This is a genomic window from Psychrobacter sp. Ps6 (assembly GCF_022129235.1).
Lineage (GTDB): Bacteria > Pseudomonadota > Gammaproteobacteria > Pseudomonadales > Moraxellaceae > Psychrobacter.
In genome coordinates this window covers 87,047-110,232 of sequence record NZ_JADQAI010000009.1, presented here as the reverse complement: position 1 = coordinate 110,232, position 23,186 = coordinate 87,047, and the positions used below count along the sequence as shown (strand labels likewise).

Annotated in this window: 20 protein-coding genes; 12 read left to right on the top strand and 8 right to left on the bottom strand. The window is 44.0% G+C overall.

Annotation, left to right across the window (positions count from 1 at the left end):
- Positions 1-117 precede the first annotated feature (117 nt).
- The 6 genes from I3255_RS11070 (at position 118) to I3255_RS11045 (ending at position 7,116) form a co-directional block, all read left to right on the top strand.
- A complete protein-coding gene (locus tag I3255_RS11070; protein WP_045444030.1) occupies positions 118-840 on the top strand; it encodes a response regulator transcription factor in 723 nt (240 codons plus the stop codon).
- Positions 841-937: 97 nt separating this feature from the next.
- Entirely contained in the window at positions 938-3,013 is a 2,076-nt protein-coding gene (locus tag I3255_RS11065) for a sensor histidine kinase (RefSeq protein ID WP_238038863.1), read from the top strand.
- 254 nt (positions 3,014-3,267) lie between these two features.
- Positions 3,268-4,038: a methionine ABC transporter ATP-binding protein gene (locus tag I3255_RS11060; RefSeq protein ID WP_238038862.1), complete on the top strand. Its 771-nt coding sequence runs from the start codon at positions 3,268-3,270 to the stop codon at positions 4,036-4,038.
- A gap of 19 nt (positions 4,039-4,057) precedes the next feature.
- Positions 4,058-4,744, top strand: a complete 687-nt coding sequence (locus tag I3255_RS11055) for a methionine ABC transporter permease (RefSeq protein ID WP_238038861.1) — start codon at positions 4,058-4,060, stop codon at positions 4,742-4,744.
- 169 nt (positions 4,745-4,913) lie between these two features.
- The gene (locus tag I3255_RS11050; RefSeq protein ID WP_238038860.1) at positions 4,914-5,909 is read left to right on the top strand and encodes a MetQ/NlpA family ABC transporter substrate-binding protein; all 996 of its coding nucleotides are present in this window, start codon (positions 4,914-4,916) and stop codon (positions 5,907-5,909) included.
- Between the two features lie 358 nt (positions 5,910-6,267).
- Entirely contained in the window at positions 6,268-7,116 is an 849-nt protein-coding gene (locus I3255_RS11045) for an aldo/keto reductase (protein WP_238038859.1), read from the top strand.
- A gap of 85 nt (positions 7,117-7,201) precedes the next feature.
- Here I3255_RS11045 and ccmE read toward each other — a convergent pair whose 3' ends face one another.
- From ccmE to ccmA, 5 genes are all read right to left on the bottom strand, one after another.
- On the bottom strand, positions 7,202-7,705 hold the full coding sequence (ccmE, locus tag I3255_RS11040; protein ID WP_058025465.1) for a cytochrome c maturation protein CcmE: 504 nt from the start codon (positions 7,703-7,705) through the stop codon (positions 7,202-7,204).
- Between the two features lie 254 nt (positions 7,706-7,959).
- The gene (gene ccmD, locus I3255_RS11035; protein ID WP_238038858.1) at positions 7,960-8,181 is read right to left on the bottom strand and encodes a heme exporter protein CcmD; all 222 of its coding nucleotides are present in this window, start codon (positions 8,179-8,181) and stop codon (positions 7,960-7,962) included.
- A 16-nt stretch (positions 8,182-8,197) separates the two neighbouring features.
- On the bottom strand, positions 8,198-8,986 hold the full coding sequence (locus tag I3255_RS11030) for a heme ABC transporter permease (protein WP_201597871.1): 789 nt from the start codon (positions 8,984-8,986) through the stop codon (positions 8,198-8,200).
- A gap of 229 nt (positions 8,987-9,215) precedes the next feature.
- Positions 9,216-9,872 carry a heme exporter protein CcmB gene (locus tag I3255_RS11025; RefSeq protein ID WP_238038900.1) on the bottom strand — a complete coding sequence of 219 codons (657 nt, stop codon included), beginning with the start codon at positions 9,870-9,872 and terminating at the stop codon, positions 9,216-9,218.
- Between the two features lie 135 nt (positions 9,873-10,007).
- Positions 10,008-10,637, bottom strand: coding sequence for a heme ABC exporter ATP-binding protein CcmA (ccmA, locus tag I3255_RS11020; protein ID WP_238038857.1), 630 nt, complete (start codon positions 10,635-10,637; stop codon positions 10,008-10,010).
- A gap of 162 nt (positions 10,638-10,799) precedes the next feature.
- Here ccmA and I3255_RS11015 point away from each other — a divergent pair, with 162 nt between their 5' ends.
- From I3255_RS11015 to I3255_RS11005, 3 genes are all read left to right on the top strand, one after another.
- The gene (locus tag I3255_RS11015) at positions 10,800-11,909 is read left to right on the top strand and encodes a hypothetical protein (RefSeq protein WP_238038856.1); all 1,110 of its coding nucleotides are present in this window, start codon (positions 10,800-10,802) and stop codon (positions 11,907-11,909) included.
- Positions 11,910-11,939: 30 nt separating this feature from the next.
- A complete protein-coding gene (locus tag I3255_RS11010) occupies positions 11,940-12,713 on the top strand; it encodes a YbjN domain-containing protein (protein ID WP_238038855.1) in 774 nt (257 codons plus the stop codon).
- 109 nt (positions 12,714-12,822) lie between these two features.
- Positions 12,823-13,737, top strand: a complete 915-nt coding sequence (locus I3255_RS11005) for a histone deacetylase (RefSeq protein WP_238038854.1) — start codon at positions 12,823-12,825, stop codon at positions 13,735-13,737.
- A gap of 61 nt (positions 13,738-13,798) precedes the next feature.
- Here I3255_RS11005 and I3255_RS11000 read toward each other — a convergent pair whose 3' ends face one another.
- Both I3255_RS11000 and coaBC read right to left on the bottom strand, forming a co-directional pair.
- Positions 13,799-14,581 carry a sulfite exporter TauE/SafE family protein gene (locus I3255_RS11000; RefSeq protein WP_238038853.1) on the bottom strand — a complete coding sequence of 261 codons (783 nt, stop codon included), beginning with the start codon at positions 14,579-14,581 and terminating at the stop codon, positions 13,799-13,801.
- 42 nt (positions 14,582-14,623) lie between these two features.
- The gene (gene coaBC / locus I3255_RS10995) at positions 14,624-16,021 is read right to left on the bottom strand and encodes a bifunctional phosphopantothenoylcysteine decarboxylase/phosphopantothenate--cysteine ligase CoaBC (RefSeq protein WP_238038852.1); all 1,398 of its coding nucleotides are present in this window, start codon (positions 16,019-16,021) and stop codon (positions 14,624-14,626) included.
- Positions 16,022-16,149: 128 nt separating this feature from the next.
- Here coaBC and radC point away from each other — a divergent pair, with 128 nt between their 5' ends.
- The 3 genes from radC (at position 16,150) to I3255_RS10980 (ending at position 21,900) form a co-directional block, all read left to right on the top strand.
- Positions 16,150-16,833, top strand: coding sequence for a DNA repair protein RadC (gene radC / locus I3255_RS10990; protein WP_238038851.1), 684 nt, complete (start codon positions 16,150-16,152; stop codon positions 16,831-16,833).
- Between the two features lie 291 nt (positions 16,834-17,124).
- The gene (locus I3255_RS10985; protein ID WP_238038850.1) at positions 17,125-20,031 is read left to right on the top strand and encodes an acyl-CoA dehydrogenase; all 2,907 of its coding nucleotides are present in this window, start codon (positions 17,125-17,127) and stop codon (positions 20,029-20,031) included.
- 492 nt (positions 20,032-20,523) lie between these two features.
- Positions 20,524-21,900, top strand: a complete 1,377-nt coding sequence (locus tag I3255_RS10980) for a dicarboxylate/amino acid:cation symporter (protein ID WP_238038849.1) — start codon at positions 20,524-20,526, stop codon at positions 21,898-21,900.
- A 94-nt stretch (positions 21,901-21,994) separates the two neighbouring features.
- On the opposite strand, the gene I3255_RS10975 is transcribed toward I3255_RS10980, so the two are convergent.
- Entirely contained in the window at positions 21,995-22,750 is a 756-nt protein-coding gene (locus tag I3255_RS10975) for a TSUP family transporter (protein WP_238038848.1), read from the bottom strand.
- Positions 22,751-23,186: the final 436 nt, after the last annotated feature.

Here is a 23,186-nt window from a genome sequence, read left to right as displayed (position 1 = left end):
CGGAGGCTCAAAGGTTTAATGGCATAGAATGTAAAAATTATTGATACTTCTATCATGGTTAAACGACTAGCGCACTTAGACTTTTGGCAAATTATAACAACAATTAGAGGATACCCCATGAGCAAGCAGATTTTATTGATTGAAGATGATCCAGATTTAGCAGAGCTGATCAGTGATTACTTGACTATGAATTACTATGACGTTCATCACGCAGGTTTGGGTCAAGAAGGCCTTGATCTGTTAGATGCCAAAGAGCGTGATATCGATTTGGTCGTACTTGATTTGATGCTGCCGGACATGGATGGTATGCAAGTATGTCAAAAAATTCGTGGCAACAAGAATAATATGACCAATAAAGTGCCTATCATCATGTTGACCGCAAAAGGGGACACAACCGATCGCGTGTTAGGTTTAGAGATGGGTGCTGATGACTATATATCGAAGCCTTTCGAGCCGCGTGAGCTTCTTGCCCGTATCCGTGCTGTTATCCGTCGTCACGAGCAGCCAAACCAAGCAGATAGCCAGTCAGATAGCTTAACTTTTGGTCGTTTAAGTGTGTTCCCTGACAGCCACGAAGTTACTATTGATGATGAGCCTGTACGTTTAACGACGCATCAGTTTCAATTACTACACTATTTTGCTACCCATTCTGGCAAGGTGCTAAATCGCGAGCAGCTTTGGCAGGCAATGCCAAACGACGACAGTTCGGATAACATCGATCGTGCCATCGACGTGCATATTTCACGTTTGCGTGCTTTGATCGAAGACAATCCACGTCAACCAAAACGCATTATCACGGTGCGCGGTGTTGGTTATCAATTTGCCACTGATCAGGTTTGATTTACCATCGATCAGGTTTAATCGTAAGAGATGGACTAATCGACAGAGAGCATATTAAGCTTAGTCGACATTAGCGTCCAATTACAGAGATTGTTTAATGCAGCAATTGGGTTTTCGTTCCGTATTTGCCAAACTATTTGCTAGCGTTATGCTGGCACTTACTTTATTTGCAGTTGCTATGGTGCTATTAACCCAACTGGTGCATGACAAGGATGCAGGAATCCGTTCAGAGATATTGGCCACGCAGATTTTGGGTCAAATTGATCCGTTTCTGCATGAGTTGAATATCTCTATTAGTAAAGACAATCGCTTACAGTCACGATTTATGCTGGCTGTTGTCAAAAAAAGCTTTGATATTTTTGATGAGTCACTACAGGCCAAAATGGGCTTGTACGACAGCGAAGGTCGGTTGCTCATGCAAACCGACAATAGCGATTTGCCGCTAGAGCTACCACCTACGCCATCTTTATTTTCGCGTGTTTTCCCTTCGTTTGCAGATACCTCCCCTACTAAGCAGGCTCAAGTCTACAGCAGCACTGGTTATACTCTGCTGTATGAGTCACGTTTACCTCCTAAGAAGCCCGTACTTTCTGCAGCGCTGAACCTATTTACAGGTACGTTGTTGCTACTCATTATTATGGCAGGTGTTCTGTGGTTGATTGCCCGTACCATGACATGGCGTATCGATCAGTTAAGTCAGCAGATGGCTCAGTTAGGCGATGGGGATTTTACGGTTCGAGTGAACGCGCGTGGTAATGATGAAATTGCTTCATTGGCGCGTGGGTTCAACCAAGCAGCGCAAAAGATTGAGCACCTCGTTGACGCCAATAATTTATTACTGGCGCATGCTTCTCACGAGCTGCGTACGCCTATCACGCGCATTCGCTTGCAGGTTGAAATGATGGATATGTTGGCTGGTGCGCTACCATCTGACACCAAAGCCAAGTTTGATAAACGCGCTCATGCCATCACTCGCGATCTGTCAGGTCTCAATGATTTGGTCGAAAGTATATTGTTGGTCAGCCGTCTAGATGCAGGTCATGCCTTACAACAAATTGAGAATCTGGATTTATATGATCTGGTCAATCAAGAACGTCAGCACTATCCTGAAGCCACGTTGATTGGTGAGCACATCATGATTGATGGTCAATCATCAATGTTGACTCATCTCATTCGTAACCTACTGACCAATGCAATGCTTCACGGCAAGCCGCCCGTTACCGTGTTACTGTACGGCGTTCAGACTATCGAAGAGGCTGGCACTGTTCCTGATTACCTATTGCAGACCGTGCTCTCTAGCAGTTTCACCGATTATAATAGTTTGTTGGATTTTGACTCTTATGAAGAGTCGCTTGATACCAATATAGATGCACAAGAATCTGCTTCACTCGAAAATGCTGACTCTACTCTGAGCAATAAAGACAAAACTGAGCCAGTCGAGCCAATAGCTGTCTTGCCAGCACCGCCAATCTACAAGAATGGCGAAAATCTAACAGTCGATGAAGATGTAAATGCTGCTATAAGTACAGATCTTAATTTTATTAAAAACACCCCAAGCTCTGTAGAACCTGATGCTCATATTGCTAGCACCGATTTAGATAAAGTGATTTGGAAGGCCGTTCCTGATTCTAAAGACACTTTAGACTTTAATAAAGACGCTAAGAAATCCGTACATGATAATCTTATCGAATCTACAAATGAAACAATCGATAAGCGTGCGCATGCTCTTAAAGACGATAGCAATAGAAAAACTGACAAAGTGGCAACTGATACAACTATCAGCAAAAATGGCAGCAAAGATAAAGCGAAAAACAGCGCTAAAGCCAATACCCAAAATAATAACGGAGCCTCAGCCACACCGCGCAAAGAAGGCTTATTTGCTAAGCATTTAAAAAAGGCAAAAACTGAGCCTGTACGCCCACTACCGAAATATGCGGTGCTAGCAGTGATTGATGAAGGCACAGGTATTCCTGAAGAGAAACGCGAAGAAGTGTTTAGCCCATTCGTACGATTGCAGCAGAAAAATAAAGGTTCTGGTTTGGGCTTATCTTTGGTTTCACAGATTGTCACCGCGCATCAAGGGCAGATCACGACTGATACGCTAAACGGTCATACTCGCTTTTTAGTCGCCATACCCGTTAAGCATGACCCTCATTACAATCAGCATGAGTAGTCAGCTATACTTGAAAGCACCTTATTTTGTTGATATTACTCCCACTGATACCCCTCAAACATTCCTTCCTTAATAGCTATTCATCATAAGTCAGTCACGGATGTGCATATCCAAAGTGGCTGATAATATGCTATATTACCGCCCCTTATTATACGGTTATTGACTGTTGTTGTTTTGATAGGCTTCTTATCTAGTAATAGAAGCATAACGGCACACGATGACCATTAAAAAATTTATTGAATTTTGAGCCCTCCATGAATGACATGATTGTCTTAAACGATGTGACCAAAAGTTTTTTAAGCGACCGATCAATCAAAGACAAAGACGGTAAACCGCATTGGTTTACTGCTGTTGAGCCGACATCTCTAACTATCAAACAAGGCGAGATTTTTGGTCTAATGGGCTATTCAGGCGCAGGTAAATCTACCTTATTGCGCTTGATTAATATGCTTGAGCGTCCAGATTCAGGCCAAGTGGTTATAGATGGTACTGACTTGACCACGCTATCTGCTAGTGAACTGCGTATCGCTCGTCACAATATTGGTATGATTTTTCAGCAGTTTAATCTCATGTCTAATCAAACGGTTTTTGACAACGTAGCATTCAATTTAAAAATCTCAGGCTACCCTAGCCGCGATATTCATAAACGCGTTATGGAATGTCTTGAGATTGTCGATTTGACAGATCGCGCTGGACATTATCCTGCGCAGCTATCAGGTGGTCAAAAGCAACGTGTCGGTATTGCCCGCGCGATTGCACCCAGCCCAAAAGTGCTATTGGCCGATGAGCCAACCAGTGCGCTTGACCCTGCAACGACTCGCAGTTTGCTGACTTGTTTGCGCGATATCAATGAGCAACTTGGTGTGACCATCGTCATCGTAACACATGAGATGAGCGTCATTCGCAGACTCTGTGATCGCGCAGCATTATTGCATCAAGGTCAGCTATTAGAAGTGGCCGATGTACGAGATGGTCTGATTCAGGCAACTACCCCGATTGGCAAAGGCTTAGTCGTTGAGGACTAATGAGGCAGGAGAAATAGATATGTTAACTGGTACTGAATTATCCGCCTCTATAGACAAGCTGCTTGCCCTACGCAAAGAGATTGTGAGCGCGTTTGTTGATACGTTCGTCATGCTTGGTATTTCAACCACAGTCGCTATCCTTATCGGTGGGCTCTTTGGCGTATTCTTGTTTTTGTCTAGTGATCGCCAGTTTTTGCAAAACAAAACACTATATGGCGTACTCGGCGGCATTACTAACTTTATGCGCGCCTTCCCTTTCGTGATTTTGATGATTGCGATGAGTCCGTTTACCAAGGCTATCGTCGGTACTGGTATCGGTCCGATTGCTGCATCGCTCGTACTGGCAATTGCAGGTTCGTTTTATTTTGCGCGTTTGGTTGAGCAAAATTTACGTGAAGTACCGCGCGGTATTATTGAAGCAACCGAATCGATGGGCGCCAGACCTCTTACTATCATCAAAGTGCTACTCAATGAAGCGCGCTCAGGGTTGGTACTCTCTGTCACCATTTTGTGTATCAGTTTGCTATCTTACTCAGCGGCGGCTGGTATGATTGGCGGTGGTGGTTTGGGTGATTTAGCCATCCGTTATGGCTATTATCGCTATCAGACTGAGGTAATGGTTTTTATCGTGATTGTACTATCCATCATGGTTATATCGATTCAAGCCTCTGGCAACTGGCTCGCCAATCGTTTAGACAAACGTTAAACCGCTTTAGAGAATACTTGACATTGCGAGCGACTAGGTTTATTTTTGGCAACACTCAACCCTTGTCTCAGCTATCACAAAAAAGCAGCATTACTATTTATAATGTTGCTTTTTTAATGTATCGACGATAAACGCTTTACTCAATCCCATTCATTATTAAGGACATATTATGAAATTAACAGATATCAGCCGTCAGTTAGCCACCGCATTTGCCGCTGTTGGCGTATCAGGTTTGGTCTTAGTTGGTTGCAGCAACTCATCAGCGCCAGAAGCGACTCAAGAGCCTGTTACCGAAGGTGCCACTGCAGAAACTGCTGCTAGCACTAGCGACATCGATCCTGAACATACCAAAATCGTTATCGGTACGACTGAAGGCGATTTTGCTGATATGGTTCGTAACCAAGTGAAAGGAACTCTTGAAGCTCAGGGTTATGAGGTTGAGTTGATTGCGTTTACTGATTATGTTCGTCCTAACCTTGCATTGGCTGAAGGCGATTTGGATATCAACATCTTCCAGCACAAGCCTTACCTTGATACCTTCAAAAAAGAGAACAACCTTGATCTTGTTGAAGTATTCCAAGTACCAACCGCGCCACTTGGTATTTACTCAGGTAAAAAATCTAGCCTAGATGAAGCATTTAAAGGCATGAGTGTTTCTGCACCGAACGATCCAAGTAACTTTGCACGTGCGTTGGTCATGATGGACGATCTTGGCTGGATTACCCTAAAAGACGATATCGATCCATTGACTGCATCAAAAGCTGACATCGCTGACAACAGCAAATACGATATCAACATCGTTGAGCTAGAAGCGGCCCAATTACCACGCGCGCGTGATGAAGTTGATTTCGCGGTGATCAACGGTAACTATGCAACTGACTCTGGCATCAAACTGACTGACGCATTGTTCCAAGAGCCAAGCTTTGCTTATGTAAACTGGTCAGCGATCAAATCTGCTGATACTGGTAAGAAATGGGTCGAAGATGTCACCAACGCTTATAATTCAGAAGCCTTCAAAAAGTATGCTCATGAAACCTTCCCTGGCTACAAATACCCAAAAATCTGGGGCAATGACCATAGCGCACACATGGACACTGCTGCCAAAACTGAAGCTGCAGACACTGGAACTACAGAAACTGCAACTACAGAAGCCGCTGCTCAGTAAGACATTAAAATCATAAGTACCCAAATATAAGGGTATTTCAATGATTATCGGCGCCCATCACTTAATTGTGATGGGCGTTTTTTTATGGCAGTTAGTTTGAGATTTTGCACTTTTAAACAGTTTATACATTCTAACTGGTCATCAAAATCACGTTACAGCCTGTTTGTCCTTTGTAGGGATGCGTCACACGCTCTTCCACTTTGCTCCAATTTTTCTTATAGTAAACAAGCTTTACTATTAGATGAGCTAAACAAATGATTAGTTTCGATAAGTTTTTCTACTAGTATTAAATGTTTTGCTTAAAACCATTTTTAACTCAAAACATACTATAAATCATAAATAAAATAAGGATAAAAATATGAGTACTAAAAACTATAATATTCGTACCGCTGGAAAAGCCAATATTCCCGTTCTAGGACTGGGTACTTGGCAGTCAACTGGTCAAGAATGCATAGATGTGGTCAAAAAGGGCCTAGAGATGGGCTATGAGCACATTGATACCGCTCAAGCTTATGATAATGAAAAAGAAGTTGGCGAAGGTATTAAGCAATCTGGCGTGGCTCGTGATAAGTTTTTCTTAACCACCAAAATTTTTCCAGATGATATGAAGTTTGAGCCAGAGAAGCTTAAAGCTGCTGCCCAAAAGTCACTAGAAAATCTGGGCGTAGACTATGTTGACCTGTTGCTGCTACATTGGCCTGATGATCGCGTACCATTATCTGAGACCATCCCTGCATTGTGTGAACTACAAAAGCAAGGTCTAACGCGTCATATCGGTGTCTCGAACTTTAATATTGCTAACATCATTGAAGCTGAAAAATATGCGGATGTGCCTATTGTCGTGAACCAAGTTGAATTTCATCCGTTTATTAAGCAAGATACATTACAAACCTTTTTGAATAACCATCATATTTTGCTAGAAGCTTATTCACCGCTCGCTCGTGGCGATGTATTCGATAATGATGTTATCAAAGAAATTGCAGACAAGCACAATGTAACGCCAGCGCAGATTTCATTGGCATGGATTTTGTCGGATAAAGACCGTGTTGCTATTCCAAAAACATCTAATCCTGATCACTTACAAGGCAATTTAGACGCCATCAAAGTAGAGTTGAGTGCAGACGAGTTAGAAAAAATCGGCAAGCTAGCAAGTTCTGATGGTCGTAAGATTGAGCACCCTGATTATAGCCCTGTATGGGATGACTAACAATCAGTTAAATAGCTGAGCATCATGCAAAAAAAGGCCACCAATTATCGGTGGCCTTTTTATATGTCATCAATACTTGTGATTATTACTGTTGCAGAGTTTCAGTTTCATGAATTCTTTCGGCAGGATTATATTGCTCAGAAGAAGGTACTGCTACCCCATTACGATTATTTTCTTTCATGGATTTAGCGACTTCTGGTGGCATATAGTTTTCATCATGCTTAGCTAATACTTCACCAGCGACAAAGGTATCCCCTTGCATTTTACCTGTGGCTACGACACCTGAGTTTTCGGCAAATAAGTCTGGCAAAATACCTTGATAAGTTACAGGTACGGTTGATTGGAAGTCAGTAATCGCAAACTCAACATTCAATGGATTGTCTGCTGCACGCTGCACACTACCTGCAACCACCATACCACCAGCACGAATACGCTTGTCTTGAGGCGCCTCACCTTGAGCGATAGCGGTCGCATCAAAATAATAGTCGGTTTGCTGCCCAATAGCATAAATAACCAGTATGACTGCTACAGCTGCACCTGCCAGCGTAAACATCACCCACATTAGCTTTTTCCGACGAACTGCATTCATACCTCTACCTCATTGATGAGTCTCTGCTTTAAAGACAATTAGCCCATAAAACAGAACATATTAAAGAAACGACGATTAGAAAAACGTTTTCAAGAAACATTGTCAAAAAATCTTTCTAATCGTAATCTTCTAATGATCATATGATAGCATTTTTCGGACAAATCAATAAGCCCTATAGCTACTCATGAGGTCATATTTTTGTCAGTAAAAGCATAGGGCTTCTCACGCTAAAACCCTGATATTAAGATATTTTCTCAGTCAGATCGCTTGGTAATCGGTGTGGATGTTTTGGTCGTGCGCTGCGCCTGACGCGCTTGCTGTATAGTCAGCTGCTTGATAAGCGCTTGTCTTTGTCTGCGACTATAAATAATAAAGGCCAGCATCACGCCGATGGTAATCGCCCAACATGACCACACAAAGACCCCATGCTTACCCATGGCGACAAACTCAGATATGCTATAAAAGTAAGGCTGCATAGTAGGTTCCTAGCCGTTATTTGTGTTGAGCGCGAATGTATTCTTTGACCCACGCTTTGCCTTGGTCACGATGTAAGATCAGCGTATTGGTACGATAAATCGCCATGGTCGCAACCAGCAAATAACTACCGATAATCATGAGCAAAAGTGGCATCCACATGTCAGCTGACATCTTCGGTGCTTCAGTCAGACTAAAAGTAGCACCTTGATGTAAGGTATTCCACCATTCTACTGAATATTTAATAATCGGTAGGTTCACAGCACCCACGATAGATAAAATGGCAGCGGCTTTACCACGATTGGCCGTGTGCTCAAAAGCAGCAAACAGCGCCATCACCCCTGCATACAGAAACGCTAATATCAGCATTGAAGTAAGACGCGCATCCCACACCCAGTATGTCCCCCACGTTGGCTTGGCCCAAATAGACCCTGTGAGCAAACTGATCACACACAGCAAAAATCCCATCGGAGCAAGTGCCTGCGCGACCAGACTGGCCGTCTTAATCTTCCACACCAAATAAATCACCCCCAACACCGCAAGGGAAAAATAAATAGAGATAGCTAGACTGGCTGCTGGAACATGGATAAAAATAATACGGTAGCTATTGCCCTGCAAATAATCGGGCGGCGCAAAAGCAAGACCCCACACGCTACCAATAAGCAAGCAAAGACTGGCTAATATAGCGAGCCACTTGACCCAAGGACTAAAGATTCGAAAGAACTGCTTGGTGCCTACGGTGGTCAAGAAGCCCTGCCAAATGCGCTGCCATAGGCTAGGAGACGAGACGTTATTCAGGTTGGGCATGGGAATAAACCTATTACACAGCTTACTGGTCATGACCGACGTGGCCTACAAAAGCACACTATCAGCTCACCTGCTGGCGTTAAACACTGGATAGAATCTACAAAGAGCTGTTTACGTATTCAATTGACTATTATAGCAAAATTGCCCGTTTTCAACACGATGTTAATACATGGCGTTTAGATAACTGGATTTAGACGACTGAGTTTTTAATATCTGGCAAATACATTAATCAATTGAGCCATGACATTTTTAGAGTCAGCGCAATAACCCACGGCATGACTAAGACAGATATAATACTTCCTGCCAGCAATAAGGCCAAGATCGGCAGACCATTCAGGCCAGTGGCAAATAAGTCAACCGCGCCTGTGGCAAAAATCAATACTGGCAACTGCATCGGTAACGCAATCAAAGGTACCAATACTGCGCCATTCTTCAATGATAGCGTTAAGCTACTGGCGACCGCGGATAGCATCAAAAGCATCGGACTGCCTGTCACGATAGACGCCATCAATATCCACGCTTCAAACCAACTGAGTTGAAATAACGGCACGGCAAGCAGACTAAGCGCTGCCACAATACCACTGCTAAAAATCCAATGAATGACCAGTCTAATCAATACCCATAACGGTAGTGACGCTTTGGCGACGACCAATTGCGCAAGCGTACCATTATCAAGTGCAGGCTTGAATAACCCGTCAACGCCCATAACCAGTGACAGCAGAGCCGCAATCCACACGGCTGATACGCCAAGACGCTGCAAAAGCGCAGGCTCACTACCAACTGCTAGTGGAAACAAAGTGATAATCACCAAGAACAGTACCAATGGGTACAACCATTGCACCGCTCCTTGCTGCTTGACTTGCCATTCACGGCGCCACAACTGCATAAACCCAATACTGCGCGGCGTTGTGACTATAACATTTGAGTTTTTATTCGCGGTTATGGTTGTGCTCACTTGCATTGGACTGTGTGTCATTATTCATCCTTTTACCGATACTGATGGTACTGATAGCAGTCACATTTAGACCATGTAATCTGACAAATCGAGCATTTGATTGGCGACACCCACTGCCTGATGACTGGTCATGAGTATCGAGCCGCCAGCCTGCGCAAAATCGCATAACCGTGCTTCCATACGTGCCACCATATCGACATCCAACGCTGTAAACGGCTCATCAAGTAACCAAATCGGTGTGACAGCTGGCGTCAATAAATATAATCTTGCCAGCGTAATACGCCGTGTCTGACCAGCGGATAGATGGCTTGAGCTGATCGTTTCAAACCCTTGTAGTCCAACCCAAGTGAGTGCATCGTCAATATCAGTAGCGCTAGGCGTGATGCCATATAAATTCAATAAAAATGTCAGGTTTTGTGCCACGGTTAGATTCGGATGGATACCCAACTGGTGCGAAACATATAGCGGTTGAATAGGTAGACCTGATAGACCTTGATAAGCAACTTCACCTGACAGAATAGGTAATAATCCTGCCAACTGCATGAGTATCGTGGTCTTTCCGGTTCCATTTGCACCAATCAGATGACAAATGCTACCGGCAGACAGATGCAGCGTCACCCCTTCACAGAGCGGTATCTCGCCGCGCTGAACCGTCATCTCATCAAGCCTTAGTACAGGCGTATCCAAAACCGTCATCAAAACCTCTGGTTATTTATCAAGCAGCAGTCAATATTCATCACAAACAAAGGTAATGTTCGTGGCATAATACCCTATGCTCACCGCAAACACACAGTATAACAAATTGTCGATTACTCTTACTTCAAAAAGTACGACCTCAAAAAAATACGACTTCAAAATATGACTTCAAAACCTATGCAGACTTCACAAGATAGCCAGAATCAAATGCCAGATGCAGAGACTAACAGTGACAATGTAGATACCAACTTGTCAAAAGAGCCATCAGCCAGCCGCTTGACGATAGACAGTTTGATCGATGCTCAAGTCAACTTTATGCAGCAGTGGTTGCGCAAGCAGGCCGAGCCCTTAACGATGGAAGCTTGGCAGTGGTTTGGCGCGCAGCCCTTGAGCAAATATATTACCTGTGACCATTTACAGCATTTAATGAAAGACTGGCTGTTAAATCAGCCAATGACTGAGGTGATGCGTACAGATATCCGCGATATTTTGCACACGATTATCTATCATCCAGTCAATGACAACGTGCCTTTGTCTGAGCTGGTCGATGACACCCAAGTTCAGACTCTTGCTGACTATATTGGTAGCCATGAGCAGCAGCGTAACGTCCTCATTCATACGCTGGTGGGTAACGAAACCTTTGCCGATCTATTGACCCAAACGCTCTATCACGCTATCAATGACTTTATGGAGACCACGCTTGATAAAGCGGGCGGCGTTGGTAAATTGATGAAGCTTGGGCGCAGCTCGTTTGAGAAAGCGACCAACAGAAACCTCGATGAAAAACTGCAAACGTATTTGCATCGCAATATCAAAGACTTGACGCGCAAAGCTGAGGCGAATGCACAAGAGCATTTGTCTAATGAAGAAGTGGCGCGTCTAATGGTCATGGGCTGGGATCGTATCAAAGACCAACCAATCAGTGAGCTACAAACTTACTTAAGCGATGAGCCTGATAATAGCAGTATCGATCATATCGAAGCGGGTATCCAGCAAAGCTACAACCGCCTGCGACTGTCACCCTATTTACATAGTTTGGTATCAGCGAGTATTGATACTTGGTATGCCAATCATCAGTCTGATACGATGGCGACCATTGCTGCAAGTTTGCACATCGATGAAGCAGCTATGGCGCAATGTAGCAGCGCTCTACTACCTATCGTATACGACGCCATTGAAACGCCTTGGTTAACGGCTCATATTCGTGACATGCTAGAAGCATTCTATGCACAGCCTACTATTAAAGAAGGCTTGGCTCTCAATCACGATTAATTTATAACTCTTACTTGTTAGCATACTATTATGAGTCAACCCAATAAACTCAGCTTATGGCAAAAAATCAAACAATTACTGACGGCTTCCGCACCGCAGTCAGTAATCGAGGGTATAAGCGAGCCAGTACAGTCATCACTTGCTGATAGCGACATTGATAATACTGCCTCTAAAACTGCACCCGAAGACGACGCTATTCAAAGCAACGAAAAAGCGCAAACGGATGCTTCTCACCTTAAAACCGACAACTCAAGTGCAGAACCACAAAATCATAGCGACACACCCATTGTTGACTGTCTAAAACAATACTTCAGTGACAAGCAATGGCACTATACGCACTATCGTCCCAAAACCAACGACAGCCAGCAATCGCATCATTTGTCCCTAAGAATGCGTCATAAAAAAATAGACTGTGGTTATCTGTTTCGTGTTCAAGAAAAAAATAAACTGTTAGCAATCTATGGCATTTTGCCATTTTTGATACCAGAGAGTCATCAGAGCGCTGCCCTACTACTCATCACTCAAATTAACTACGACATGCTCATTGGCAACCTAGAGATGGATGTCAATGATGGGGAAATACGCTACAAAAATGCGATCGATGTCGAAGCGGTCGGTATCGATACTGAGATCATTGAGCACTCATTACAAAGCGTTGTTGCGATGACAACGGTTGCAAGCGAGCTATTTGGCGATTTGATTAATAATCAGGACCCTGCTGAAGACATGCAGACATTACTGACAGAGCTGCGCCAGCAATCAGATGCACGCACATTCTTTTTACCGACGCAGTTTGTTCAGTAATGCGTCAGTTTATTTAGTCATATAGTTTACTCAATAAGGCCGCACTTAACGGTCGCTCATCTATCTATTTGTATATCCAAAAAACCATCAATATTAAGCTAGAATTCTTATGCTAAAAATTGCCTACTCTGACGTCTTTCGTTACTCTGTGCCCGAAAAGCACCGTTTCCCTATGCAAAAGTATATTATGATTCCTGAGCGTCTATTAGCAGAAGGGACTATCAGCCAAGATAATTTTTTTGCCCCTGCCTGCTTAAGCGAAGATGAGATTTTGACCACTCATACAGCGGAGTACTGGTATCAGCTCAAAACCCAAACACTACCACGCAAAGCCGCTCGAGCAATTGGGTTTGAGATGACACCGCAGTTGGTGGAGCGCGGTCGTTATATCGCCCATGCAACCTATGAGTGCGCGCTATATGCTCAGCAATATGGTGTGGCTATGAATGTTGCAGGCGGCACCCATCATTCTTTTGCCGATCATGGCGAAGGGTTTTGTGTGTTCAATGATGTCTGTATCGCTAGCAATTTATTATTAAATCGCGGACAAGCGAAGAAAATTTTGATTGTGGATTTGGATGTTCATCAAGGCAATGGCAACGCCAGCATCATGAAGGGCGAGCCACGCGTTTTTGTCTTTAGTATGCATGGCGCCAAGAATTATCCGTTTCGTAAGCAAGTATCAGACCTAGACATTGAATTGGAAAACGATGCTGGTGATGACGAATATTTAGACATATTAAAAGACACACTGCCACGGTTAATCGCTGAGGTTGCGCCCGATATGATTTTTTATCAATCTGCTGTCGATGTACTCGCAACAGACAAGCTCGGCAAACTTGGACTGACACAAGCAGGATGTAAGGCGCGTGATGAGTACGTATTGCAGCAAGCAAAATCAGCCAATATCCCGATTGCCATTGTCATGGGCGGCGGTTATTCAGAAGATATTGAGGATGTGGTTGAAGCGCACTGCAATACCTTTCGAGTCGCACAGCAGATTTATTTTGGTGAAATGGTTTGATACTAAAACCACTCAGAAGATAAGAGTGATTCCAGAGTTGAACTCGTTCTGGCAACCTTAACTATAATAATGCGGTTGCGCCTTGCCAGCCCACGCGTATTCCAAGCACGATTAGAATCAATAAAATAAGCTGACGAAAACGCGCTTGTGGCAAATAACGACGTAGACGAATCCCGACTAAAAGCGTAACAATAGATATCACACTGAGCAAGGCAATCAGCTGCCACTCACCGCTACTTAATGCCATGATAGGTTCACGCAGTACAATAATTTGTGCAATCTTTCCTAAGCAATAGCACATGTTACCCACTTTGGCGATGGTGTTTTTATCGTCACTGGCGGAGAGCAAATACATCATCAGGATGGTCGACATTGCATTGGTTGAGCCGCCAATGACGCCTGCACCAAAACCAACGGCTATCAACATGGGCTTCGTATCTGGTAAGCGGATTTGTTTGCCGAGTAAGCTACTCCCAACATAAAAGGCAATGACCGCCGCCAACAATAAAAGAATATAAGCGCTATCGACCCATAGCAGTAGCTTCGCACCTAGAATACTGCCTAGCAAGCTGGTAAGCGCAAGCAGCCAATAGCGTCTGCCATAGTAGATAAAGTTTTGCCAAATGGTTCGCTCGCCACCTGCTAGCCAAGTCATGACATTCACTACTAGCGAAGGGAAGATCACCAATACAATGGCGTGTGGCAATGGATACATGCTAGCAAGTGCAGTAGTCGTCACGAGCGTTGCGCCAAGTCCGCTGATACCGTGTAGCAGCGATGCCAGCGCAAAAATGAGCGTCAGCACTAGCATCTGAGTGCTATCGTTACCGGCTATATTGGTCATATTGTTTATACCATTTGAGGCTCAGCGCCTATGTCTATACCACTAGCTGTTTTGACGTTGAGCGATTGTTTCACCGATAATGCCAGCTAACCGCTCAGCGATTTTATCTTTGCTGGTTTTGTCTAACGTTATTGCATCACGCTCATAGCGCTCAGAGAAAAATACCTGCATGGCGTTATCGTCACTAGCAAAACCAATGTCTGCCCGTGAGACATCATTACAAGCAATCATATCTAGCGCTTTTGCGGCGAGCTTGCCACGCGCATAACGCTCGACATCTTGTGTTTCTGCGGCAAAACCAACAACAAACAGTTCTGGATGAGCAAGAGAGATTGTCGCTAGAATATCAGGGTTTTTAACCAAGCTAAGATTCATAGCATCTTGCGTCTTTTTAATTTTTTGCGGTGCGGCTTCTTCAGTACGATAGTCTGCTACTGCGGCGGTCGCGATAAAGATATCTGCCTTTATAAATTGGTATTCAGTATAAGTTTGCGGTAGTGCATGCTCATCACCGCAACCACAATCGCTATGATGGTGCTCATGAGTATGAGAATGGTTATGTTCATGTGGGTGTTCATGTGCGTATTCATGAGAATGGTCATGCTCATCTTCAAAATCTAGTTGAAGCTCGCTATGCGTACCATCCACACATTGCTGGGCAGCGATCAGCATATCTTTGGCAGACAGCACATCGATTCGTGTGACATTAAGCGGCGTGGGCAATGCCACTTTACCACCAGCAATTAAAACAACATCTGCGCCAGCCGCCACACAAGCGCGCGCCAATGCAAAACCCATTTTTCCTGAAGAATGGTTAGACAAATAGCGCACAGGGTCAATTGCTTCTACTGTAGGTCCTGCGGTAATGACCACTCTTTTACCTGCTAGTAACTGCGGTGTTGTGTTCATCGCTTGAAACAAGAGCACTTCAGCTAACAACTGCTCAGGCTCAGGCAACCGCCCTGCGCCCACATCACCGCATGCTTGCTCACCGCTAGCTGGCTGGATAATCTGATAGTTCATATCACGCAGGGTTTGTACATTCAGATTTACCGCAGGATGCGCCCACATCTGCTGATTCATGGCAGGAGCGATAATGACTGGCGCTGTTGTGGCAAGGCACACTGTGGCCAGCAAATCATCAGCCATTCCCATAGCCAGACGTGCGAGCGTATTGGCGGACGCAGGGGCAATGACAATTAAGTCTGCCCATTTAGCCAGCTCAATGTGCCCCATCCCCGCTTCTGCCTGCTCATCGAGCAATGAGACATGCACCTCATTACCCGTCAACGCTTGTAGAGTCAGCGGTGTGATAAATGCTTGTGCGCCTGTCGTCATAATGACGCGCACATCAAAGCCTGCCTTAATCAACAAGCGGGCAAATATAGCAGATTTATAAGCGGCGATACCGCCGGTAATAGCAAGGACAATATTAGACATAAGCGTGGCATCAATAAAAAAGTGAAAAGATAAAATTGCGCTTATAGTAACAACTATGAGATAAATTGGGTAAAATTTTCCGTATTTACCTCTGATGACAAGTAGCAATTTATTCTTAAGGAGTGGCAATGGCGATTAAAGACTGGCATGAGGATGACAGGCCACGCGAAAAATTATTGAAATTCGGTGCCGCTCATTTGTCTGATGCGGAGATACTGGCCATATTTTTACGGACAGGTACGCAGTCACAGTCAGCGATTGAGCTCGCGCGTCATTTGATCAATCAGTTTGGCAGCTTAGCTGAGTTATTGGCCGCCCCGCAACCAACTGTTCTTGCTTGTCATGGTATCGGTCCCGCCAAATACGCTCAGATATTGGCATCGCTTGAAATGGGTACACGCTATCTGGATAGCAAGCTAAAAACAGGGCAAGCGCTCGGGCGCTCGCAAGTGGTTAAAGACTATATCAGCACCCAGTTACGCGGTGAGCATCGTGAAGTATTTGCAGTCCTCTGTCTAGACAATGCGTTGAACCTTTTGAACTTTGAGATACTTTTCACCGGTGGTATCTCATCATGTTCTGTCTGCATCAAGCATGTACTCCGGCACGCACTAAGCCACGCGGCTAGCCAGCTCATTATCGCGCATAACCATCCTCATACCGATGCCAAGCCATCAACAGCAGACAATGTATTGACCTATGAGCTAAAAAAAGCATGTGACCTATTAGACCTCTCACTTGTTGATCACATAATCGTTGGACGTAACGATACCTTATCTTATGCCGAAAGCTGCCTTGCGCCTTTTGGCTAGTTCATAACACTGATCGCTTATCTGATCAGCAAATTTGGGCTGCTCTTCATTAGAGTTTATTGGGCATGATACCTGATACATATTATCGACAGAGCGTAGCATTTTGTCTCTTGATAGTCATCAACAACTGTTTCATATTAGTAAGTAGTATTATAGTTTGCTTATATATATTTTTATTATTGATGTATCCATTACAATGACATAAGACAAAACAATAATTATCGTTATCCACACGCTTCTTACCTTTTATATTTTTCACGCTTTTTATTCAGTATTCTACAGGAGATAGTCATGGCAATTGGCTTGTTTATTTTGGCAGTCATCATTCAATTAGCCGTGGTCTTGGCCATCTTTTTGTTGTCCTTATCACGGGTCACGGGCAGCATCGTTGCCCTGATTACTGTAATTGTTACCGCGATTATCAGCCCACTGTCTCTGATACTGGGCGTACCAATCGCATTGCTTTGTTTGGTTTTACTCATCACACCTATCCGTCAATCTTTGATTACCAAACCGGTCTACGAAGCATTAGGCGGTGCGATGCCAAGTATGAGTGATACGGAGCGTGAAGCGCTTGATGCTGGTACTAGCTGGTGGGAAAAAGAGCTATTTATGGGTGCCCCAAACTGGGAAGCTTTTGCTAATTATCCTTATCCGCAGCTGTCAGAAGAAGAGCAAAGCTTCATTGATAACGAAGTAGAAACGTTATGCGCCATGCTCGATGAATGGCAAATCCAGCATAAAGATAAAGAGCTGTCATCTGAAGCGTGGCAATTTATCAAAAGTAATGGCTTTTTAGGTTTAATTATTCCAAAAGAGTTTGGTGGTCTAGAATTTAGCTCTTACGCGCAAAGCCGCGTGATGAGTAAAATCGCGTCGCGCTCACCGACTGCTGCGGTGACTTGTATGGTACCCAACTCGCTCGGTCCTGGTGAGCTATTAATGCATTATGGCACGGACGAGCAAAAACAGCGCTGGCTACCCGGTCTTGCCAAAGGTGATGAAGTACCTTGCTTCGGTTTGACCGGACCTGAGGCAGGCTCTGATGCAGGTGCGATCCCTGACACAGGTGTGGTCTGTTATGGCACGCATGAGGGCGAGCAGGTACTTGGTCTACGTATGAACTTCTCTAAACGCTGGATTACGTTAGCCCCTATCGCCACTGTCGTAGGTTTGGCTTTTAAGATGCATGATCCTGAAGGGCTGCTTGGTGATCCGGACAAAACCGATTACGGTATCACCTGTGCACTGATCCCTGCCAATCACGAAGGCGTGGTCACAGGCCCACGTCACAACCCAATTGGCTCGCCATTTATGAATGGTACGGTCGATGGCAAAGATGTCTTTATCCCATTAGATTACATCATTGGTGGTGTCGAAAACGCTGGTCGCGGTTGGCGTATGCTGATGGAGTGTTTGGGCGTTGGACGCGGTATTTCACTACCAGCTCTATCGACCTCAGCCAGTGAAATGACCTATCTGTCTGTCGGCGCATTTGCGAAAGTTCGCGAACAGTTCAAAATATCAGTCGGTAAGTTTGAAGGTGTACAGGACGCCACCAGCCGCATGGCAAGTAACACTTATATGTTAGAGGCGTTCCGTCATTTGGTAACTTGCGGGTTAAACCAAGGTGGTACGCCATCAGTAATGACTGCAATGGCAAAATACTACGCGACCGAAACCATGCGTAGTGTGGTCAATGATGGTATGGATGTCGTTGGTGGTCGTGCCGTACAGATGGGCCCACGTAACTTCTTAGCGATACCTTATCAAGCGATTCCTGTATCTATCACTGTTGAGGGTGCCAATATTTTGACCCGCTCGCTAATGATTTTTGGTCAAGGCGCGATGCGTTGTCATCCTTATCTTTTCGATGAGCTGCAACTGCTACAGAGTGAGGATAAAAAGGCGGCGACTGAAAAATTCGACACGCTTTTCTTTAAGCATTTAGGCTATACCTTTAACCGCGGTGCAAAAGCGTTTATTGCAGGTTACGTTGGTGGTAGTGATAATGCACCACGTTTTGCTGATGCCTTTACTCGTCCTTATTACAAGCATATCAACCGCCTTAGTGCTGGCTTTGCATTGACTGCAGATATGGCGTTAGGGCTGCTAGCAGGGGATCTAAAACGTAAAGAGATGCTGTCTGGTCGCTTAGCGGATATTCATAGCCACTTATTTATCGCGACGGCTATTTTGCAATTTTATGAGCATGGTAGTAAATCCGAAGCTGAGCGTTTACATGCTGAAGTTGCGTTACAAAACAGCTTATACACGATTCAAGAGGCCTTTGTATCTTTCTTTGCCAACTTCCCTAATCGTATGGCCGCCAATGTGGTGAGCTTTGTGACTTTCCCTAGTGGACGTATCTTTACGCCAGCAAACGATGAGTTAAAACGTCAGCTGGGTGATACCATCATGGATGATTTTGCAGCCAACCCATTCCGCGATTATCTCAAAACCATGGTTTATTACAATACTGACCCAGATGATGTGACAGGCCGTATGGAGCATGCTTATCAGACCTTAGTTGAGATCGAACCACTGTGGCAGAAGTTCAAAAAGGCAGAACATCAGGACAGCTTTGAAGGCCTAACTTTCGAAGACCATGTGGTACATGCGAGCCAAAACGGCGGTATTACTGAGGAAGAGGCAGAAGTGCTGATTCAATACAATGCCATGCGCTTTGATTCATTATTGACCGATGTATTTGATAAGCACCTATCAGAAGCTCAAGAGCGTGATAATCCACATACGCTCGAAAACGCTGTCAATCAACTAACAAATTATGCAGCGCTAAAAAAAGAAACAAAAGACAAAAGTAGCGTATCGACTGACGGCGATATGCCAGTCACGCATGAGTTAAATGATACGACAAATACAGAACCACAGACTGGTGATGCCAATCCTAATCACGGCTATGAGAGCGATGGTGATGTAGAAATGGTCAGTGAGCAAGATACTGTGCAAGAAATCAAGTCACAGGCAAATTTTGAGAAATCAAATCCTGAAGCCGAAGCGCTTGATCATCGCTACCGTGATGCAGAGTCACACCTCAATGAGCGTATGAGTAACAACCACAGTCGCCACATTGCTCCACCTGATGAAGTCGATGAAAGCGCAAGTGATAAACACCTTCAAACCTCAGATGATCAGACGCATCTGCCGCGCGAACGTGAAGAAGATGACAAGGTATAACTAAAAGGTCAATTCAAACGCGTAAACTCATGAGTATCGTGATTATTCATGACGATAAATATAAAACTTCAAAAGCCAGACTGTCCACATATGGCAGTCTGGCTTTTTTTGGATTTGCCAAAATGTAAACGTATTTTATGACATCAAAGTGATAACACTGGTTTAATATCAATAGTTTGATATATCCATTTACCCTAAAAACTCTTTCATGAATATATTGTTTCATATCAGAAACAAACCGTTTACAATAAATAATCACTATTTTATGGGCACATAGTTGTGACAGGGATTGTTCTCTTGGAATAAAATGATAAAAAAAATCTTGCAGTGCCCTTAACTATTCTTTTATATTGTCCTCGAAAATGTGACATCAAGCGACAATCACAAGAACTTAATAGTCATAACACGCATTATAGTTAGATTGGCAAACACGGTCACATAGATTGGGGTGACGCTGACTATAGCGCTGTTATGCACACAAAGGATACGGATATGTGGAAAAACATGGGACTGACAGGCAAGATTATCGTTGCCATGGTGCTCGGTATCATACTGGGTCTATTTTTAAACTACTCAGGATTAAATGGCGAAGGCAGCTTCGTTAATACTTATATCACAAATGGTGCCTTTGCTATTATCGGCAAGCTATTTGTTAACTCATTAAAAATGTTGGTCGTACCTTTAGTACTTATCTCACTGATTTGTGGTGTGTGTGGCATCGGTGATATCCGTCTGCTAGGACGTATTGGTACCAAAACATTTATGATCTATATGATGACAACCGCGCTTGCTATTGCAACGGCGATTGGATTGGGTGTGCTATTTGGTATCGGTAAAGGCATGAATATCGAATCTGAAGCCACGTTTGAAGCGGCATCAGCGCCGCCACTGCTTGATGTTTTCTCGAACATTATCCCCTCAAATCCCATCAGTGCGATGGCAAATGGCGACATGCTATCGATTATTTTCTTTGCCATTCTAATCGGTATCAGTATTTTGATGGTGGGTAAACCTGCTAAAGGCTTGGTTCAAAGTCTAGAGCTTATCAATGAAGTCATCCTAAAGATGGTGACCATCATTATGAACCTAGCCCCTTATGGTGTATTTGCGCTATTAGCCAAGGCGATGTCTGAGCTAGGCTTTGAGTTAATTCTGTCACTACTAAGCTATATGGCAGTATTGGTTGGGTCTTTGGCCTTCCATTTCTTCGTTACTATGATGATTGTATTAAAAGTCTCTTCAGGTCTATCTATCAAGACCTTTTTGGCAAAAATGCGCGAAGTGCAAATCTTTGCGTTTAGTACGTCAAGCTCAAACGCGACCATTCCGATTACCTTGCGTACCGTTACCAAGCGTATGGGTGTGAATAACTCAGTGGCTTCGTTTACCGTTCCTTTTGGTGCCACCATCAACATGGATGGTACAGCCATCATGCAAGGGACAGCGACCATCTTTATTGCCAATATTTATGGTATTGATTTGGGCGTGACCGAATATCTAACCGTTATCTTGATGTCAGTACTGGCCTCTGTCGGTACGGCTGGTGTCCCTGGTGTTGGATTGATTATGCTGTCTATGGTATTTGCCCAAGTTGGCTTACCAATCGAAGGTATTGGTCTGATCCTAGGTGTGGATCGTATCCTAGACATGCTACGTACTGCTGTCAACGTTGGTGGTGATGCGGCAGTGACTGCTATCGTGGCAAAATCAGAAGGCAAAATGGATCTCGCTATTTATAACGATCCTAATGCTGGTACCAAAGACGTGTTTGACGGCCATATCGATGAAGACAATGAGCGTGAATTCTCTAAAGTCATGAATGATGGCATCATGGGTAGTGAATACGATGACGTTGATCGTCGCCACTAATCATCTCTGCTAGATAGACATTCATAAAATAAAAAACCTCAGCCACATTGGCTGAGGTTTTTTTGTGGTAGATCATGAGTGTGGTTACTCTCATTTAGCCAAAAACATATTTGGTCAACATTGCCAAACACACCAGTACAATCATCGGACGAATCAGCTTACTACCGCCTTTGACGACCATATGTGAACCAAAATAGGCACCGATGGTTTGTCCCACCATCATTGCTAACCCCACTTTCCACAGTACATTGCCACCCAAGATAAAGAATATTAATGAGCCAATATTGGTCGATAGGTTCAACACTTTTGCAGTGCCTGTCGCTTCAATAATCTGACGACCGCGCAATGCCACATTACCCAGCGCAAAAAACATCCCTGTGCCGGGACCAATATACCCATCATAAAAACCAATCAAAGGTGCCACCCCTTTTTGCCACTTACCCTCTGATATGCGGGGAGCCGCCTCTACCTCACCAAGCCTAGGGGCAAATAAGGTATAAATACCGATAGCGGCAATCAAAAAAGGAATCAGTTTTTCGAGCAAATCAGGTGGCGACATCTGCACCGCAATGGTACCCAAGACTGATCCGATAAACGCGGCAATAATAGCCACTTTAATACGCTGCGGTTTGACGACGCCCTTTTTTATCATAGTAATGGATGCGGCTAATGCGCCAGATGCAGCTTGTAGCTTATTGGTGCCTAGCGTGAGCACTGGCGGGATATTGGCCAGTAGCATGGCAGGTATGGTCAACAGACCGCCGCCGCCAGCAATCGCATCAATAAATCCTGCCAATGCTGCGACAGCCGTAAGCATCAAAATAATCTCTAGAGAGAAGGTTAAGTCCATAATGCTGACCTACAAAATATGGTGATAAAAGAAAAGGAAGCCTGAGATACTAGGCTAAAAACTTACTAATGACACTACTATCGTTGGTAATAGATATTATTGGTAATAGTAGTGATAAGACGATAAATTCCCTGAAAACTTCTTAAGACATGAGATAACGTCATAATGCGTCGATCATTATAGATATAAAACCGCAAAAAAAGCCAAAAACGTCACAAAGTCTGCTAGATTTAGCCAATAGTGTTCTAAATCTCTCATATAACGGACAGTTTGTTAAAAAGATTTAACGACTTACAACTATTTTGCTCATCGCAGCGCCTTTATAATGTTACTGTCATTGAGACAATATAATGGGCTAATGGCGTTATTTCAGCGTATTTTGTTGTCTATATTAATAAGAGTGTGAGAAACTGTTTTTGTCTGCTTGCTATATCGT

Coding starts and splice junctions, on each gene's coding strand:
- I3255_RS11070 (WP_045444030.1), top strand. CDS start 118: ATGAGCAAGCAGATTTTATTGATTGAAGATGATCCAGATTTAGCAGAG.
- I3255_RS11065 (WP_238038863.1), top strand. CDS start 938: ATGCAGCAATTGGGTTTTCGTTCCGTATTTGCCAAACTATTTGCTAGC.
- I3255_RS11060 (WP_238038862.1), top strand. CDS start 3,268: ATGAATGACATGATTGTCTTAAACGATGTGACCAAAAGTTTTTTAAGC.
- I3255_RS11055 (WP_238038861.1), top strand. CDS start 4,058: ATGTTAACTGGTACTGAATTATCCGCCTCTATAGACAAGCTGCTTGCC.
- I3255_RS11050 (WP_238038860.1), top strand. CDS start 4,914: ATGAAATTAACAGATATCAGCCGTCAGTTAGCCACCGCATTTGCCGCT.
- I3255_RS11045 (WP_238038859.1), top strand. CDS start 6,268: ATGAGTACTAAAAACTATAATATTCGTACCGCTGGAAAAGCCAATATT.
- ccmE (WP_058025465.1), bottom strand. CDS start 7,705: ATGAATGCAGTTCGTCGGAAAAAGCTAATGTGGGTGATGTTTACGCTG.
- ccmD (WP_238038858.1), bottom strand. CDS start 8,181: ATGCAGCCTTACTTTTATAGCATATCTGAGTTTGTCGCCATGGGTAAG.
- I3255_RS11030 (WP_201597871.1), bottom strand. CDS start 8,986: ATGCCCAACCTGAATAACGTCTCGTCTCCTAGCCTATGGCAGCGCATT.
- I3255_RS11025 (WP_238038900.1), bottom strand. CDS start 9,872: ATGCAGTTGTGGCGCCGTGAATGGCAAGTCAAGCAGCAAGGAGCGGTG.
- ccmA (WP_238038857.1), bottom strand. CDS start 10,637: ATGACGGTTTTGGATACGCCTGTACTAAGGCTTGATGAGATGACGGTT.
- I3255_RS11015 (WP_238038856.1), top strand. CDS start 10,800: ATGACTTCAAAACCTATGCAGACTTCACAAGATAGCCAGAATCAAATG.
- I3255_RS11010 (WP_238038855.1), top strand. CDS start 11,940: ATGAGTCAACCCAATAAACTCAGCTTATGGCAAAAAATCAAACAATTA.
- I3255_RS11005 (WP_238038854.1), top strand. CDS start 12,823: ATGCTAAAAATTGCCTACTCTGACGTCTTTCGTTACTCTGTGCCCGAA.
- I3255_RS11000 (WP_238038853.1), bottom strand. CDS start 14,581: ATGACCAATATAGCCGGTAACGATAGCACTCAGATGCTAGTGCTGACG.
- coaBC (WP_238038852.1), bottom strand. CDS start 16,021: ATGTCTAATATTGTCCTTGCTATTACCGGCGGTATCGCCGCTTATAAA.
- radC (WP_238038851.1), top strand. CDS start 16,150: ATGGCGATTAAAGACTGGCATGAGGATGACAGGCCACGCGAAAAATTA.
- I3255_RS10985 (WP_238038850.1), top strand. CDS start 17,125: ATGGCAATTGGCTTGTTTATTTTGGCAGTCATCATTCAATTAGCCGTG.
- I3255_RS10980 (WP_238038849.1), top strand. CDS start 20,524: ATGTGGAAAAACATGGGACTGACAGGCAAGATTATCGTTGCCATGGTG.
- I3255_RS10975 (WP_238038848.1), bottom strand. CDS start 22,750: ATGGACTTAACCTTCTCTCTAGAGATTATTTTGATGCTTACGGCTGTC.